This window comes from Campylobacter concisus (assembly GCF_003048615.2).
Taxonomy (GTDB): Bacteria; Campylobacterota; Campylobacteria; order Campylobacterales; family Campylobacteraceae; genus Campylobacter_A; species Campylobacter_A concisus_C.
Genome location: NZ_CP049263.1, coordinates 35,084 through 51,120 on the forward strand (window position 1 = coordinate 35,084; position 16,037 = coordinate 51,120).

20 protein-coding genes and 2 pseudogenes are annotated in these 16,037 nt (G+C 34.0%); 15 read left to right on the top strand and 7 right to left on the bottom strand.

Annotated features, from left to right (window positions below):
• Positions 1-25 precede the first annotated feature (25 nt).
• The 3 genes and pseudogenes from CVS89_RS00160 (at position 26) to CVS89_RS00170 (ending at position 2,788) form a co-directional block, all read left to right on the top strand.
• A complete protein-coding gene (locus tag CVS89_RS00160; RefSeq protein ID WP_087584893.1) occupies positions 26-790 on the top strand; it encodes a cell surface protein in 765 nt (254 codons plus the stop codon).
• 16 nt (positions 791-806) lie between these two features.
• Complete coding sequence (locus CVS89_RS00165) at positions 807-1,973, top strand: Cj0814 family flagellar-dependent secreted protein (protein ID WP_107848036.1); 1,167 nt, start codon at positions 807-809, stop codon at positions 1,971-1,973.
• Between the two features lie 12 nt (positions 1,974-1,985).
• A pseudogene (locus CVS89_RS00170) lies at positions 1,986-2,788 on the top strand (cell surface protein).
• Between the two features lie 81 nt (positions 2,789-2,869).
• Here CVS89_RS00170 and CVS89_RS00175 read toward each other — a convergent pair.
• Together CVS89_RS00175 and CVS89_RS00180 are read right to left on the bottom strand one after the other, a co-directional pair.
• A complete protein-coding gene (locus CVS89_RS00175; RefSeq protein ID WP_087584840.1) occupies positions 2,870-3,706 on the bottom strand; it encodes a polyribonucleotide nucleotidyltransferase in 837 nt (278 codons plus the stop codon).
• 115 nt (positions 3,707-3,821) lie between these two features.
• Positions 3,822-4,817 carry a Cj0814 family flagellar-dependent secreted protein gene (locus CVS89_RS00180; protein ID WP_233091256.1) on the bottom strand — a complete coding sequence of 332 codons (996 nt, stop codon included), beginning with the start codon at positions 4,815-4,817 and terminating at the stop codon, positions 3,822-3,824.
• 74 nt (positions 4,818-4,891) lie between these two features.
• On the opposite strand from CVS89_RS00180, the gene CVS89_RS10210 reads away from it, so the two are divergent.
• The 3 genes from CVS89_RS10210 to CVS89_RS10220 are packed head-to-tail and all read left to right on the top strand — an operon-like array spanning position 4,892 to position 6,734.
• Positions 4,892-6,076, top strand: a complete 1,185-nt coding sequence (locus tag CVS89_RS10210) for a recombinase family protein (protein ID WP_021092745.1) — start codon at positions 4,892-4,894, stop codon at positions 6,074-6,076.
• A 6-nt stretch (positions 6,077-6,082) separates the two neighbouring features.
• The gene (locus CVS89_RS10215) at positions 6,083-6,478 is read left to right on the top strand and encodes a DUF4368 domain-containing protein (RefSeq protein WP_429800343.1); all 396 of its coding nucleotides are present in this window, start codon (positions 6,083-6,085) and stop codon (positions 6,476-6,478) included.
• 34 nt (positions 6,479-6,512) lie between these two features.
• Positions 6,513-6,734 (top strand): hypothetical protein, encoded by a 222-nt coding sequence (locus CVS89_RS10220; RefSeq protein ID WP_430393988.1) that lies wholly within the window; start codon positions 6,513-6,515, stop codon positions 6,732-6,734.
• Positions 6,735-6,736: 2 nt separating this feature from the next.
• On the opposite strand, the gene dcm is transcribed toward CVS89_RS10220, so the two are convergent.
• Positions 6,737-7,918, bottom strand: a complete 1,182-nt coding sequence (gene dcm / locus CVS89_RS00200) for a DNA (cytosine-5-)-methyltransferase (RefSeq protein WP_009495138.1) — start codon at positions 7,916-7,918, stop codon at positions 6,737-6,739.
• A gap of 102 nt (positions 7,919-8,020) precedes the next feature.
• On the opposite strand from dcm, the gene CVS89_RS00205 reads away from it, so the two are divergent.
• The 9 genes and pseudogenes from CVS89_RS00205 (at position 8,021) to CVS89_RS00230 (ending at position 12,444) form a co-directional block, all read left to right on the top strand.
• Entirely contained in the window at positions 8,021-8,938 is a 918-nt protein-coding gene (locus CVS89_RS00205; RefSeq protein ID WP_009495139.1) for a type II restriction endonuclease, read from the top strand.
• A 77-nt stretch (positions 8,939-9,015) separates the two neighbouring features.
• Positions 9,016-9,369: a cupin domain-containing protein gene (locus tag CVS89_RS00210; protein WP_009295467.1), complete on the top strand. Its 354-nt coding sequence runs from the start codon at positions 9,016-9,018 to the stop codon at positions 9,367-9,369.
• A gap of 116 nt (positions 9,370-9,485) precedes the next feature.
• Positions 9,486-9,692, top strand: a complete 207-nt coding sequence (locus CVS89_RS09910; protein WP_035142383.1) for a hypothetical protein — start codon at positions 9,486-9,488, stop codon at positions 9,690-9,692.
• Between the two features lie 178 nt (positions 9,693-9,870).
• Positions 9,871-10,059: pseudogene (locus tag CVS89_RS09915) on the top strand (DUF3847 domain-containing protein); the annotation flags it as partial.
• A gap of 769 nt (positions 10,060-10,828) precedes the next feature.
• Positions 10,829-11,173 carry a hypothetical protein gene (locus CVS89_RS09870; protein WP_009295465.1) on the top strand — a complete coding sequence of 115 codons (345 nt, stop codon included), beginning with the start codon at positions 10,829-10,831 and terminating at the stop codon, positions 11,171-11,173.
• 200 nt (positions 11,174-11,373) lie between these two features.
• The gene (locus tag CVS89_RS10225) at positions 11,374-11,598 is read left to right on the top strand and encodes a hypothetical protein (RefSeq protein ID WP_009295464.1); all 225 of its coding nucleotides are present in this window, start codon (positions 11,374-11,376) and stop codon (positions 11,596-11,598) included.
• The gene (locus CVS89_RS10230) at positions 11,552-11,911 is read left to right on the top strand and encodes a hypothetical protein (protein ID WP_223228625.1); all 360 of its coding nucleotides are present in this window, start codon (positions 11,552-11,554) and stop codon (positions 11,909-11,911) included. The genes CVS89_RS10225 and CVS89_RS10230 overlap by 47 nt, the downstream gene beginning before the upstream one ends.
• On the top strand, positions 11,912-12,208 hold the full coding sequence (locus CVS89_RS10235; protein WP_107698022.1) for an ATP-binding protein: 297 nt from the start codon (positions 11,912-11,914) through the stop codon (positions 12,206-12,208).
• Positions 12,209-12,270: 62 nt separating this feature from the next.
• Entirely contained in the window at positions 12,271-12,444 is a 174-nt protein-coding gene (locus CVS89_RS00230; RefSeq protein ID WP_009295461.1) for a transposon-encoded TnpW family protein, read from the top strand.
• 666 nt (positions 12,445-13,110) lie between these two features.
• On the opposite strand, the gene CVS89_RS00235 is transcribed toward CVS89_RS00230, so the two are convergent.
• The 4 genes from CVS89_RS00235 to CVS89_RS00250 form a co-directional block, all read right to left on the bottom strand.
• Positions 13,111-14,703 carry a relaxase/mobilization nuclease domain-containing protein gene (locus CVS89_RS00235; protein WP_103606168.1) on the bottom strand — a complete coding sequence of 531 codons (1,593 nt, stop codon included), beginning with the start codon at positions 14,701-14,703 and terminating at the stop codon, positions 13,111-13,113.
• A gap of 47 nt (positions 14,704-14,750) precedes the next feature.
• Entirely contained in the window at positions 14,751-15,080 is a 330-nt protein-coding gene (locus CVS89_RS10240) for a plasmid mobilization protein (RefSeq protein ID WP_103606169.1), read from the bottom strand.
• Between the two features lie 366 nt (positions 15,081-15,446).
• The gene (locus tag CVS89_RS00245) at positions 15,447-15,734 is read right to left on the bottom strand and encodes a type II toxin-antitoxin system RelE family toxin (RefSeq protein ID WP_021084979.1); all 288 of its coding nucleotides are present in this window, start codon (positions 15,732-15,734) and stop codon (positions 15,447-15,449) included.
• Complete coding sequence (locus CVS89_RS00250; protein WP_084042015.1) at positions 15,724-15,975, bottom strand: type II toxin-antitoxin system Phd/YefM family antitoxin; 252 nt, start codon at positions 15,973-15,975, stop codon at positions 15,724-15,726. Before CVS89_RS00250 ends, CVS89_RS00245 begins: the two co-directional genes overlap by 11 nt.
• Positions 15,976-16,037 lie beyond the last annotated feature (62 nt).

The following is a 16,037-nucleotide window of genomic DNA, read 5'->3' on the forward strand; positions in this document are numbered from 1 at the left end:
GTTTATTACTACCTATAATGGATCGATGCAATATAAAGAAATTTTAGATGACTACATAGCTCATGGCAATAAAAATTTATCTGCAGAAGATGAGAAAGCTAAAGTTGATGCTTATATGCAAGGACCATTTGGTGTTGGACTAGATAAGATAATCGGTATAGAAGAAGGAACGGAAGACTGGATAACAAAAACCATAGATAAAATAGATAGTATGCTATCAAACAAATACACCCCAGAAGAGCGAAGAGCTCTATACGGAAAATATCCAGAAACCATAGAAAAAGCGATAGATTGGGAACTTCAAGGCTATATGGATTTTCTGAGGGATAACTCTATAGACGGCAAACCAACAATAGAAGGTAAGATGATAGGTCTTGGTACAAAAGAAGAAGAGGCCGATCTAAGAGCATTTATGGACAGTATGTCTTCTCTTTATCCAAATAATAACAAGGAGTCTCTTAGTCTTTTAAGTAGAACTGATCTAAGCATAGAAGAGTTTAAGACTTTATTTGCCAAAGCAAGAGAAAAAGCAACAAAGGATGTTGAAGAACAAAGAAAGCAGATAATTAAGGAAGAGCAAGAATACAATGCAAATTTTGCTAAAGAGCAAAATGAGAAGACATTTAAACCTATGCAGGTTAAAAAGAAGTATGAGACCTATGATATAAACAAGGATCAAAAATTTCTCTACGCAAGAGAGCTTTTAAATTTCAAAGAAAAAAGAGGCATAGATGTCTTAGAGCTTATGCAAAAGATAGATAAGAAGCAAATTTTAAATAAGATGGTTTAAATTTAAAGGATCTAAGATGATAAACACACTTGGTAGCTACCACTTAAATTTAGAGCAGAACATAAAGGTATCAACCAAAGTTTCTACCAACCAAACCAGCTCAGAGGTTTTAGGCTACAAGGTAGATAAGGATGGCTACTTTACAGATGAGTTTAATAAACAAGCTGGCATCCCAAGTGATTATAAAATTCACTCAAGCACGCTGGAGTCGTTAGTAAATGTTGCAGAGGGGACATCGTTTTTTAGTCGCACCTTTAAAAGCATAGATATAGCAAAGACTGCTGGCAATGCCTACAAAATCCTCTCACAAGTAGTTGGCGAAGATACATTAAATTCAAAGGATAGCTTTAGCTTAGACGAGATAAGAAATTTCCCTCAAGGCTTTTCTTATAACCGCCAAAGTATGCAAGTAACTAAGATCCATAACTCCATTTATGACTTTGATGCAGCTGCTTCTAGCTTTAACTACAAAGAGTCAAACAAGCAGATGATAAGCACACTCTTTTTCAACCCAAGCTTTAATGGCGGAGATGGCAGGCAGCCACTAAAGCCAACAACAGATATCTTTAACAACAACAATGACGGCAAGGAGAGTGTGGGAAGTGGTGTTTTTATCGATCCGCACGGCGAAAGATACACAAACAAAGATGGCTCTATAACCAAAGGCGGACTTTTAGCAGCCGTCATAAATAGCAACCTTGACGTCAAAGAAGGTGAAACCACCGTTTTTGGAAAGAAGCAAGGCTTTGATAAGAGCGTAGATAGTAAAGAATTTAGTAGGGCATTTGAGCTATTTGAGCTTATGGGTGAGATGAAATTTGGAGCAAATTTCAACAAAGCAAGCGACTCTGATCTAGCTGGTATGCCTGAATACATGCAAGAGTATGTTAAGTATAAAAGAGACCTTGTCTATGTAGATCTAACGACTGGGTTTGTTGGTAAGTATTCAGATGAAGAAGACGAACTATCATTTAAAAAGATGATGGAGCATAATCTAAAAATGCTAAAGCTACTCTTTGGTGAGATAGATAAAGATGGCAAAAAGAGCAAAGACTTTATGGATAGCTTTTTAAAATTTAGCATGCCGCCTTTAAATTTAGTAAAAGAGCTAAACGAAAACCCAGCTGGAAAATATCTAGTAGATATGCTTGGTATAAAAAGAGATGTTGATATAAAGGCGTAAGGGGGAGTTAAAATGATAACTAGCATAAACGGACCTAGCAACACACCGATACAAGATAACACTATCCAAAAAGAAAATGCAACAGAAAATATAACCAAAGAAGGTAAGCAAGACAAAAACGCTACCGAAGAAAAATTTGACTACTCAAAGAATCTTTTTAAACCCTGGAGCGAAACTATAAAAGAATTTATAGATATAGACAAAAGTAAAGAGGGCTGGATAGCAGATACTATAAATCGAATTGATAATATGCTATCTAATTACACCATTCAAGAAAGACGAGCTCTATCAGCAAAAAGAGAGCCAGAAAACATGGAAGAATTTAGAGTTCGCGAACTCCAAGATTACATGGACTGGTTGCTTACAAACTCTATAGACGGCAAACCAACGATAGTTGGTAAAATGGTTGGTCTTGGCACAGCAGAACAAGAGGCGGAACTAGAAGCTTTTGTAAAATCATTTTCTGAAGACACAATGATGAGTAATGATGGTGCTGCTTTGTTTGTTAGAGCTGATCTAAGTATAGAAGAGTTTAAAAAGCTTTATAGAGAAGATGTAGAAAAAACTACGAAAGAGCATAAAGAATTTCTAACTAAACTACACAAAGAAGAACAAGAATACAATGCAAATTTTGCCAAAGAGCAAAATGAGAAGAAATTTAAACCTATGCAGGTTAAGAAGAAGTATGAGACCTATGATATAAACAAGGATTCTATGCAAGAGAGCTTTTAAATTTCAAAGAAAAAAGAGGCATAGACGTCTTAGAGCTTATGCAAAAGATAGATAAGAAGCAAATTTTAAATAAGATGGTTTGATGAATAAAACAGAATGAGGATAATCCTCTATCTTGTCATAGGATGACTTAGTGGCGGCTTGCGCTAAATACAAAGATAAATTTAAACCTTTTTATCGACAACCTTTTTACCATTTTCTTCAAGTTTTTGCATGATACGAAGCACATCGATACCTCGTTCTCTCTCAAGTTCTTGAAGCTTAAGTAAATATGAGAATTTCTCATCCTTAGTAATGTCATAAGTTTCAGTGTTTTTGCTTTCAGCTTGGATGGGAGTAAATTTTTTCTCTTTGGTGTCGTCTTTTTCTTCTTCAACGCTCTCTATATCCTGAAGACCTTTTTCATTCATCTCTTTTAGTATATTGACAGCATTTTTGGCATCTTCGCCAGATAAAGTTATGTTAAACCGCTCTTTTAATGCATATTTAGCCCACTCCTCTTTAAACTCATCAACGCTCATATCGCTATCAAGCAGATCAACAGTCCTTGAGTTTTGCATAAATAGCAGTTGTCGATCGCCACTATATTCATTTAAAAATTCATTTACAGTGTATGGGATATCTCTTAAAATTTTTGGCTTATCACTGTCTGGTTTTGCTTGCTGACCTTGTATATACTCTACAAACAAACCCTTGCTTTCATTTATGAAATTTTTAAGATCTGATAGCTGCTCGCTTGTAAAATCAGGATCATAGCCTCTAAGCTTTCCTATGATAGTGACTTTTGCTTCATCGCCTTTTGTAAAGCCAGATAGTGGATATATGTGTCTATCGTAAGCCGCAGCTTGAGCTTTTCTATCAAGCCTTGCGTATTTAGGAAAGCTCATACCATATCCCATGTCGTTACTAAGTATCTCGTTAATATCGTTAAATTTAAACCCCATCTCACTAGCTATGTGTTCTCTAGACAGATAAGGATATGGCGAGCTAGAAATTTGCATTTTACTATCCTTAGTAAATTTTAAACTACTCAACGATTTTCAAAATTTGTTTGAGTAAGGTTTTTCTTTGATTTAAATCGACCTTTCAACAATTTAGTTTATATATAGCCTATCTCTACACAAAAGTATTGCTGATAGCGCTTATCCTCCCACTCCAAGAATTTGCTAGAGAATTTATATCCTCGCTAGTTGGTTTAAATTTCTCATATTCGTTTGAAGTAACACTTTCTGCGCTAGTGTTCTTTGATCTTGCATACATTAAAAGAGTTAGCTCTTTAAGTCTTTCTTTTATGAGTGCTTTTATGCTCTCACTATCTTTACCCACTTTTTCAAAATCCACAAAATACTCTTTATGCTCTCCAGTGCTTGAGATATCATTTAAGGCAGCACTGCTAAACTTAGTCTTTGCACTATCACTTGGTAGCGGTCTAGAGCTGCGCAAAAATCCCATAAAAAGAGCCTCTTTACTGTAACCTTCATCTGCTTGATATACCGACATATCAGGGTTAAAACTAAACTCATCACCTGCTTCGCTCATCGTAAAATCAACCTCTTTTACTATGAGCCTAACGCCTGCACTTGAAAGCTCTTTACTTATAGACTTAGCGCTATTTAGCTCATCAGTGCTAGAGTAGATGTTTGAGATAGTAGAGTTTGATAGATCTTTTAGTAGGTGTCCTTTGGCATCGTAGCTAGTGCCTTTTGTGCTGTAGCCTTTTGGTAGTTTGCCTATATCTGCAAGGGTGTAGCTCTTTTTATCATCACCTAAGGCAGAGGTCATTTGGTCAAATAGTCTGTAGTAGTGCTTTATGGTGTCAGCCATATCAATATTATCAAAGATCTTTATCTGCTCGTCCTTGCTCTTGATGCGATTTAGCACATGGTTGCGCTCGGCAAATCTATTAAGTTCATCAAGCGTGCTTTTATGGATTTTAAAGTCCTTTGGCAAACCTGCTGCTTTGTTAAAATCAGCTCCCATAAAGCCAGCTTTATCTACTGTGTAGCCATAAGCTTGAAGGTCATTAAAATTTAAAGAGCTGAGACTATTTTGTGAAGAAGTAGTATAAGTAAATTTAGCTGGCTCTTGGAGTAATAGAATTAAGGAGAACACTTAATCACTATATTAGTGAAATATGTACTTCTTAATTCTTTTTTATTTAAGAAACTAAGAGAAAGGGGGTAAAAATGAGGAATTATGAAAAGATAACAGCACTCTATGAGAGATTAAGTCGTGATGATGAACTTCAAGGAGAAAGCAATTCTATTGTAAATCAAAAGAAAATCCTTGAAGAATATGCAGGTAAAAATAATTTAAGCAACATCATACATTTTACAGATGATGGAATAAGCGGAACACAGTTTGATAGACCGGGCTTTATGGCAATGATGAACGGAGTTAATCAAGGTAATATAATAGGTTGTATAATCGTAAAAGATATGAGTAGACTTGGCAGAGACTATCTTAAAGTCGGTCAATGTATGGAAATCTTAAGACAAAAGGGCGTTAGGCTCATTGCTATCAATGATAATGTAGATAGCTTTTATAGAGAAGATGATTTTACCCCTTTTAGAAATATTATGAATGAATGGTATACAAGAGATACTTCAAGAAAAATACAATCTACATTCAGGTCAAAGGGGGAAAGCGGAAAGCATACGGCAAGCTCTCCACCTTATGGATATATCAAAGATGAAAAAGACAAAGATAAGTGGATTGTAGATGAAAAAGCAGCGGAGATAGTAAGGAGAATATTCAATCTGACCATGCAAGGCAATGGTCCGTATCGAATAGCAAAGATATTGGAAAGTGAAAAAGTAGATATACCTGCTTACCATCAGCAAAAATTAGGATATGGACTACATCAAAGCAAAGTGTTTGAACATCCTTATCGTTGGTGCAGTTCTACAATTGTAAGTATCTTAAAGAAACAGGAATATTTAGGTCATACTGTAAACTTCAAAACAAGAAAGCATTTCAAGGATAAGAAAAGCAAATATGTATCTGAAGAAAACTGGCTGATATTTGAAAATACCCACGAGGCAATTATAGACCAAGAAACCTTTGATAATGTGCAAAGGATAAGAGGAAATGTAAAAAGGTATCCCGATGGTTGGGGAGAATATCACCCTTTAACTGGGCTTATGTATTATGCAGATTGTGGCAGTAAAATGTATGTTCATAGAACAAGTAATTACAAAAATATTCCCTACTACACTTGCAGTGCTTACACGAAAGTACCCTGTGGAACGCTTTGTCCATCTACTCACAGGATAAAAGCGGAAGCAGTCTTAAACCTTATACAGGAAACCTTAAAAGACATTAAAAAATATCTTGATGAAGATCACGAAGCCTTTATCCGTTCCATTTAAAATGAAATGGAAGAAAAGGAAAAAGTAGAGATAGAAAAGAAAAAAATAAGATTAATGGAAAGTAAAAACAGGCTTCAGGAACTTGAACGATTGATGTGCCGTATTTACGAAGATATGATACTTGAAAAAATACCAAGTAATAGATATGAGATACTTAACAGTCAATATGAAACAGAGCAAATAGCTTTAAGCAAAGAAATTAAAGACTTAGAGTTTGCAATATCAAGATATGAAAAAGAAACAGATAAGGCGAAAAAGTTTATATCTCTAATAAGCCGATATGAAAATTTTGATGAACTTACAACTACAATGATAAATGAGTTTGTAGAAAAGATTATTGTTCATGAAAGGAATAGAAAAGGTAGTCAAACATCAAAGCAAAAAAATAGAGATATATTTTAATTTTATCGGTAACTATGAGCCACCAAAAGAAGAATTGACTGAAGAAGAAGAAAGATTAAAAATTGAGGAAGAAAAGAGAAAAATCAAGGAAAGAAAAGATAGACTTCATCAAAACTACTTAAAGCGTAAAGTAAATGGAAAACAACAGGAATATGAGGAAAGGTATAAGGCAAGGAGAGAACAGAGAAAACAAGAAAAATTAAAGGTTCTGAAAAGGGCAGGTATACAAGTTAATAAGTTAGAAAAAAGAGATTGAAGTTAGTCAATCTCTTTTTTAGTACAGGTATCAAGTATATCAATTATGTTATTTGCAATTGCATGGATAACAGTAACGGCAACAGAATTACCAAACTGTTTGTAACTTTGAGTATCACTTACAGGAATGATATAGTTTTCGGGGAAGCCTTGAAGTCTTGCAGCTTCACGAGGTGTTAGTTTTCGTGGATTTTTTCCTTTTTGCTCAATAAGTATTTCACTCCCGTCTTTATAATATCTTGCAGATAATGTATTTGTATAAGGACTGTTTTCATTGAACAATGTGTAACCAAATCCATTTCCCTTTATTTTATGTTCTTTCTTTCGTCGTTGATGACCTTGCCAAAGTGCATTTGAAATGGTGTATTTAGTATCAACATTTTGCTCTAAAATATTTCCCACAGAAACATCTGGGCAGGGAGGAATTGGAAAAGAAAAATCTTTATAGTTATCTATTTTATCCTTATCAAATCCAACAATGTAAATACGCTCTCTATTTTGTGGAACACCGAAGTCTTTTGCTTTAAGTATAATAGAATGAACATCGTAGTTTAAATCCTTTAATGTTTTTTCTATTGTTTTATAGGTACGACCTTTATCGTGAGATTTTAGGTTTTTGACATTTTCAAGAAGAAATGCCTTAGGTCGTTTCTCTTTAATAATTCTTGCAATTTCAAAAAATAATGTTCCACGAGTATCTTCAAAACCAAGCTTTTTACCGGCTTGACTAAATGCTTGACAAGGAAAACCACCGACAATAATATCATGATTAGGAATATCTTTTTCAGATATTTTTGTAATATCTCCAAAAGGAGTTTCACCAAAATTTGCCTTATATGTTTTTACTGCAAATTTATCAATTTCACTACTGAATACGACATTTGTTTTACCTGTTTGGTAAAATCCAAGCCTTGTACCACCAATTCCGGCAAATAAATCAATGATTTTATAGGGGGCATTTTCATTATTAGGGAAAGGTACTTTTTCAGGAAATGATAAAATATGTTTCAGCTCAATGGACGATGGCTGACTTTCTCCATTTTCCCATCTGCGAATTGTCCTATCTCCGAATTTGGACATACCAACAGCATCAGCTAATTCTTTTTGAGTCATTTGTAATCTGATACGCTTATTTTTTATTAAAATAGCAGGGGAATTATCTATGATTTGTGGTATAATATTCATATATATTCTCCTTTTTATATATGTTATTTCAAGGACTAACTGTCCTCTATTTGACACTATTGTACCATATAGAAGAAAATTTTTCAAGAAAGGAAAAGAGTTATGGCAAATATTTCTCTTGATGAATATAAAAACTTAGTTAAAGAAAAAAGGAAAGAAGGCTTTAAACAGCCTTATGACTTAGTTTATGATAATTTTATTACATTAGGATACGACAAAGTCCCTAAAGAATTCTTTTTAAGTAATGCAAGTGAAGTTGTTGAAAAACTTAGAAATAGCTGTTGGAGTGAATTTCAGCCATTAGAAAAAGACTTTACTTCAAAAATGCTAAAAGAGTTAGTTGATGATGAGTATATCAAAACTCTTACACCAATAGAGGCAATTACTTGGTTTGTGGAAGAATTTCCGGAACATATATATGCTTTGACTTTGTCAAATACTCAAAGTAGGAGGAGTAGAGCAGGTAAAGAATTTGAAAGTATTATAGAACTCATTTTGATTGGTGCAGGGATTCCACTTGACAGTCAAGGTAATATAGGTAAACAAGAGTTTGTCAATAAAGGTCTTGGTAAATTGGTAGATTTAGTTTCTCCGGGTGTTTTAGAATACATTGTAAATAAGAGAAATACTGTCTTAATTAGTGCAAAAACCACATTAAGAGAAAGATGGCAAGAAGTACCTGAAGAAATGGGAAGAACAGGTGCAAGAGAAATGTTTTTAGCAACTCTTGATACTTCTATTAGCTCTGATGTATTGAACACTCTATATGAGGCTAATATACAAGTTACAACAACAAAAAATATAAAAGAAACATATTATTCCGATAATGAAAGGGTATTAACCTTTGAAAAGTTGGTTGAAATATGTTTAGACAATGTTTCTCATTGGAAAAATTTCAACTACACAGTAGAACAAAATGAGCAAATGATAGAGCTTATCACTAAGCAAATTGAAAAACACCAAAATCATAAATTTGTAGAAGAATATTATGATGAACGATTAAAAAACATAAAGAAGTAGACAAATTAGAATTTGTCGGTATATCATTAAATCGCATTTTTTCGATTAAACTATGGAATACAAAGGAGCAAATAATCATGAGCGAACAGAGAATCTATTGCATGGACCTTGTAAAAAAAGAGGATCCGGAAAAGGCTGTCAGAACACCGTTTTATCAGACAGAATCTACAGGCGGATCGGTCTGGGTTATCAAACCCGGTCAGACATTGCAAAAGCACTATCACCACAATTCCGACGATATATGGATCGTCCTTCAGGGAGAGGGAATATTCTACCCCCAGCCTAATGAAGAGGTTCCATTCAAGAAAGGCCATGTCATAGTATCGAAGAAAGACTCCTGCCACGGAGCAAAAAATACTGGAGATGAGGATATCATCTTTGTAAGTATAGTAGCACCTGTCCCTTCCGACTATGATCCTATAAACGAGTGACAGGAGAATAAAATTCCCGTTTGACAAAGGATTGTGATTATACTTGAGAAAGAAAAATGTTTATATAACATTGGGATACATAGCTGTATATCTGGTGATATATTGGTGAGAGCAACTTGATTGGTTGGCTATTTACTAATATTCCAACTGGTGAGCATAGTTATTTATATGGTTGGTTGCTCAGTAGTAATCTGTTTTGGTATGCACTTGCGATTTCTGCGCTTCCTTCTCTTTGGGGTAAGTTTAAGTTTTCGGCTGTTACTACGGCGGGATTTATTGTAGGTATTGTAGCAGGCATAATCGTTGAGAAATACAAGAAGTAAGTCAAATTTCAGTTTGTCGAGCTGAATAATACAGATTCAAGACGATAGAAAGTAAAACATCTATCGTCTTTTCTTATGAAAAAAACTTGAAAGGAGATGAAATTTATGGACAATAAAAACAGAATTAGAAAAAGTAAAAGAAAAGATTGAAAGCAAGTAAGAAGAAAAAAAATATGAAAAGAAACTATCTCAGCTTAAAAATCAGGAAAAGAAAATCAGAAAGCAAACGAGCCTTGAAGAAAGAAAAAAGCGAAACCATAGATTGATAGAGCGAGGAGCAATCTTAGAAAGTTTAATTGAGGGAGCAAGCGAGAAAAGTAATGAAGAAATAAAGGCTATTTTGCAAAGAGCATTTCAAAAAGACTAAGAAACGCAAGGACATAGTATAATTGTAATTCCCTTAGATTTTCTAAGGGCGCAATTATACACCCTTTAGGTGTCCTTGCGACCTGCGGTGCTTTTACCCTTGCGGGGAGCAAAGAAAAAAGCCGAAGCATTTTTCCGTATTAAAGGCAAAAGACAACTGAATATAATTCATTCGCTTTTTTATCATCAAGGGTAAAGCGCATTCACTATCGCTCACCCTTGACAATAAAAATTTGAAACAGATAGCTTACATTAAGCCGACATACTGAAACAACAAAAGTTAAAAGTATAGTCGGCTTTTTCTATTGTACCGTTTCAAAACGCTCATTCAGTTTATAGAAAAGCAAAAGTATTTTTAAGACCGACATCTAAAACAACAAAAGAAAAATAAGAAGATGACAAATGCCACATTCCCAAAATGGGAGTGTACCTAAATCAAAGACAGTACTAATCAAAGGGGGTAGTGAAACACGACTTCCTTAAAAGATAAAAGGAGTAACGATTTGTTGCTACATTTTCATAACAAAAGATAGGAGAGAAAAATGGCAGATAAAAGGATGTTTTCAATAAAGATAGTGGATAGCGACTTATTTTTGGATATGCCATTAAGTAGCCAATGCCTGTATTTTCATCTATCTATGAGGGCAAATGATGATGACTTAAAAATTCTAATTACAAAAGGTTTTGTAATTGTCTTTTAAAGAGGGGTTATAGTCATTACCTATTGGAAGATAAATAACTACATCAGAAATGACAGACGAAAAGAAACGATGTATCTTGAAGAAAAGCAAAGTATAACGCAAACGGAAAATGGAGCATATATCAAGGTTGAAAATCTTGGTATACCAAATGACAACCAAGTGTCAACCGTTTGTCCGCATAGTATAGTTAAGGGTAGATTAGATAAGAGGAGAATAGAACAGGTTGCCCCAGTGTCCCTTTATGGAGAGTATCAAAATATTCATTTAACCGATGAAAAATACCAAAATCTAAAAGATAGGCTGAAAGGTCATACAGATACAATGACTGAAAAGCTATTAAGATATATCAAAAGTAAAGGCACAGACTACAAAGACCACTATGTAACAATCCTTAATTGGTATGAATTGGTATGAACAGGATAAAGAAAAGCTATCACAGAAAAATAATCAAAATAAAAGCCATAGAACCTATTCAACCAACTATGAAGACAGCGACAGCCTATAAAAGGTGTTTTTAAGGGTTTAATCATAAAAGAGGTGTCAGACTATGGTTAAGATAAAAATAAGCCTTAAAACGCATTATAGAGCCTGATGTAGAAAAGGAGACTAAAATTATGAATGATAAAGAAAATATGATTACTACAAAAATTCAAGGGACAGATTTTATCTACAACAAAGATACTCACTATGAAGAAGACGGACATATCTATTGCAAGATTTGTAATGAAAGAATAGACGGTAAGGTAATTCCGATGTTGGATAAGCCTATGATTATCAGAACGGCTTGTAAATGTGATAGAGATAGAGCTGAACAAGAAAAAACTGTTAAAACAAGATAGGTTGAGACAAAGCTGCTTTATATCCAAAAATCAAATAGCCTACACCTTTAAAAATGCCGATGAAGATACAGATAAGGAAATCATCAAAAAAGCAAAGAACTATGTAAAACATTTTGAAGAAATGAGAAAAGATAATGTTGGACTGTTACTTTACGGAAATGTAGGAAGTAGCAAGACCTATGTAGCTTGTGCTATTGCCAACGCTATAATTACAGAATATAGCCATACAGTAAAAATGAGGAACTTTGCACAGATATTAAACGACTTACAAAAAGGTGGCTTTAATCTTGATAGAAACGAATATATCGAATAGATAACAAGCCCTACCCTACTAATTCTTGATGATTTTGGAATAGAGAGAAATACAGAATATGCCTTAGAGCAAATTTACAATGTAATCAATGCAAGATACCTAAAGGCAAGACCAACCATTATAACTACTAACCTTAATTTCAAAGATATAGAAAAAGAACAGGAAGATATAATGCTTGGCAGGATTTATTCAAGGATAATCGAGATGTGTTTACCTCTTAGGATAACGGGACTTGATAGAAGAAAAATACAGAGCAAAGAAAAGCTGAAGAAAGCACAAAACTTAATAGATGAATGAGAGCGATTGGAAAAGTAAAAAAATTCTAATCGCTTTTTAATTGCAAGAAAAGGAATGATGATATGCAAAAAAATAATACAGAAACAAAAACAATAAAGAAGATTGGAAAAACTACCTATGAAGTTGTTGTACATTTTAATAAAAATACTACTGAAACAATGCAAGACAAATTGAAACGCATAATGCTTAGAGAAATTGAGAGTGAAAAACATCAAAAAAATGATAAAAATGATTAGAAAGTCCTTGACAAGTTGTTACAGGTTTGGCTCGCTAATCTTTTCTTTGGTCTTTTGGTTAAAAATATCACTAAAATTTGCAGACCTGCCTTGTTTGTGCTGTTGCTTAGTGTATGAATTTATATTGGTGCTTAAGATGCTAATATCATTCGTGGTTTGCCTCCTAGCTTCTTGCTTTTTAAGTTTTAATTAAAGTAACCATAAAATAATTGACTATCCAAATTTATCAGTCAAAATAAACAAGTGACAAATATGCCAATCACAAAAATTACAAAAATTTACTTTTACTAAGTCATTCTTTGGTGGGACTGATTTAATTCCAGTATGCGCCAAAATTCAATTCAGATATTAGGGCGAGCATACTCTATGTAGCTACAAAATGTTACCATTTGCATCTCCATAGAGGCTCGCAAGGATAGCTTGCCGCTCCCTTGACCCACGCTTAAAAAATATTTTCTTTATTAAAGTGGCCATGCAAGATAGGCTTTTTTTAATAAAAGCTTAAGTTGATTAAAGGCAGCCATAAAAATAAAAATAATTAGACTAAATTATTTTTGTAGTCTGCAAAATATATTTTAATATATTTTTAAAATGGCAACGTAACAAATAATGTTTGGAAGTAATAAATGAGATGATTATGCAATAAACTTAATAGAGTCTCTACGTTTAAAACATATCTAAGCTTTGAGTCTTTTCCTTGCATACATCACTCACATGGTGATACATGCTGGCTTTTTGGGTGTATTCACGCTCCTCTATAAATTCTCTACATATTCTTGTAGCCTCTTGTGCTCTATCTGTAAGCTCTCGTATTCTTCTCTCAAATTTTGGAATTTTTCTTCTAAATTTTCTAATTTTTCTTCCAAGCAAGATATTGAACTCTCGTACATATCTCTTTGTTGCTGCAGAGATTCCGTTAAGGCGTCGTTGCAATCTTTGTTCAAGCTCTTGACTTTCTTTGTTAGCTCTGTCACATTTGTCTGTAATATCGCGAGCTTCTTCTCGCAGTCTTGTTGCAAATTCATTATTTCTAATTCGTGCTTGCTCCTTTCGTCTTCGATCGTCTTCGTCAAGCGCTCGTTCTCTTCTAGCAATGCTTTCTCTAATGCTGTCATCCTCTACTCCATTTTCATTAATATAAATTTCCTGCTCTCGTTCTCTATTATCTCTTCGTCTTTTGGAATCGATATGTAATACTCCCTCTGGGTCTTGTCCGTAGCAGGTTGGCTGTATCTCCATTGTTTTGGTATCGTCCAAGCTACTTCTTCCTTCAATATCATTGCGTGCACTACCCAGCCAATTGCTATTCCCAAAATTACTGAGATAGCCACTGATAGCGAGATTATCACCGATCTGTCCTTGTGATGCAAGGATATTGTTTTTTGAAGTTCTTTCGACATATCTTTTTTGATTAAATCTATCTCTTTTAGCAATAAGCTCCTCAAGTTTTCGCCTATTTTCTCTACACTCTGTTTGTGTATTTCTATCATGGAATTCTCTAATTCTTCTGCTTGAGCTTTGGCTGAGTTCTCCAAGTCTTTGAGCGCTTGTGAAAGTTGCATCGTATATTCCTCCTTTAAGACGATTTTTTGTTTTTTGATTAGGAAGTATTATTGTTATACTTTTACTGGTAGATCTAGCTACTTCAATACCTTGTTGACCAAGAAGTTCGATCATGTGATCTCTATTTTTAATATATCCTTGTTTAACTAGATCGTGCAACTTTTGATCTAGCTCTTCTAAATTTTTATAATGATTGACGTTTTTCTTACTAGATAATATAGTCTGTTCTTTTGCTGGATCATCTGGACTTGATAGTCCATACTCATCGTTAATGATCTTTTTAATTAGATCTATTCTAGTTTGATCATATTTGGCAAAATATGGATTAAATGATTTTCCTGTTTTAAGATCGATCTTGGGAACCAGAAAATTTAACTCAAGCCGACCATCCTTGTCTGAGTGTTCTACCCATAATACATTTGTACGTTCAAGCATATACTCACCCAAAAGAGCATATTCAAAATCCTTGATAATTTTTAATTTCTGCTCCTCAGTCAGAGAGTCATACTTCTCCTCAAATGATAAAACACCAAAACAAGTCTTTTGTTTATAGGTGATGCCTTTTATAATGGCTCTAGTTAAATTTTCATCACCTTTTATAACTTTTGCTGTTCCAGCAGCCTTTCTCTCATTTAAAAGGTAATTTACACTCCCAAGGCCACCACCAGTATAAGTACGAAGGAATTTAACTAGCATCACTAGTGCCTTTATTTGTATTGATACAAGGCAAATCAAGCAACATATTATTTACCCAATGCTTCATAAATTTTATGTAAGATCTTATTATCGTCTGCTATGATCTTGATACCAACTCTATCTAGGCTTTGCCCACTATTTAATTTGGCGGCTATTTGGTTCATGTTTTGTCCTTGTCTAGATAGCTCAATTAGAAGTTCCCTTATAATTGGTGCATAAATCTGCTTAGACAACATAGCTCTTAGGGCAAATTTTGAGAAAGTTAGGCCACTTTCTTGTAATTTATCATTAACTACCAACCATTCTGCATTACTTAGCCTAAGTCTTTTAGTTATGACTTTGGTTACCTTGCGTTTTTTTATCTTTTCAGAACTCACGTAAATTTACTCCCAATCTAAGAAGAAGCCACTCAAAAAATCCTATGCCATAAAAATTTTTGTCAGACTTGCTCTTTAAATATCTTTTAAGGTTATTTTATAAAATTTCATAGCCTAAAACAAGGAATTCGGTAGGCTTCAGGCCGCTAAAATGCGTGTTTTTTAAAAATACTATGAAATATATAATATAATTTTTGTAGCTTTTAAATTTCTCTTAGAGATTTAGTCTGGTATGAAATTAAGAAAATAAAATAATAAAAATGTAGGGGGTTATACTCATCATAAAAGAGCACTTTAGATAGGACAAGCTAGCAATATGAAATTAACTGCTAACAGATCAAAGATAACTAAAGTCTAGCTTTATGCTTAGTTAAATTTATCCTTTAGCATCTCATACACTTCGTTATTCTCTCTTTTGCCGACAACTAGCACCAATACTACGATCTCGTCATCTTTTACTTGATATGCCAAGCGGTAGCCGACATCTCTTAGCTTGATCTTGTAGACATCTTCATAGCCTCGTAGCTTGTCTTTGGTAACCTTTGGGTTTTCTAGACGCTCACTTAGCTTCTTTTTAAACTGCACTTTTATGCTATTGTCAAGCTTTTGCCACTCTTTTAAAGCACTTGGCAAGAACTCTAACTCATAACTCATCTAGACTTACTTTTACTGGTTTTTCACCACTTGCTAGAGCAGCGTCTACTGCTTTACTTAGATGATACTCTTCTATTATCTCTGCCATTTTTTCATAGACAGAGCTGGGTACTAGATAGGCGCTAGGGACATTGTGGTTTAGTATAGCTACAACATTATCTCCAGCTTGTTTTAAAATTTGAGCTGGAGACTTTTTTAGCTCGCTTATGCTAGCTGTGAAATTTGCTTGTATGGTTTGCATTTTTATCCTTTATTTAATACCTAAAATAATACTAAATAAGATATAAAGATAGTCTTAAAACT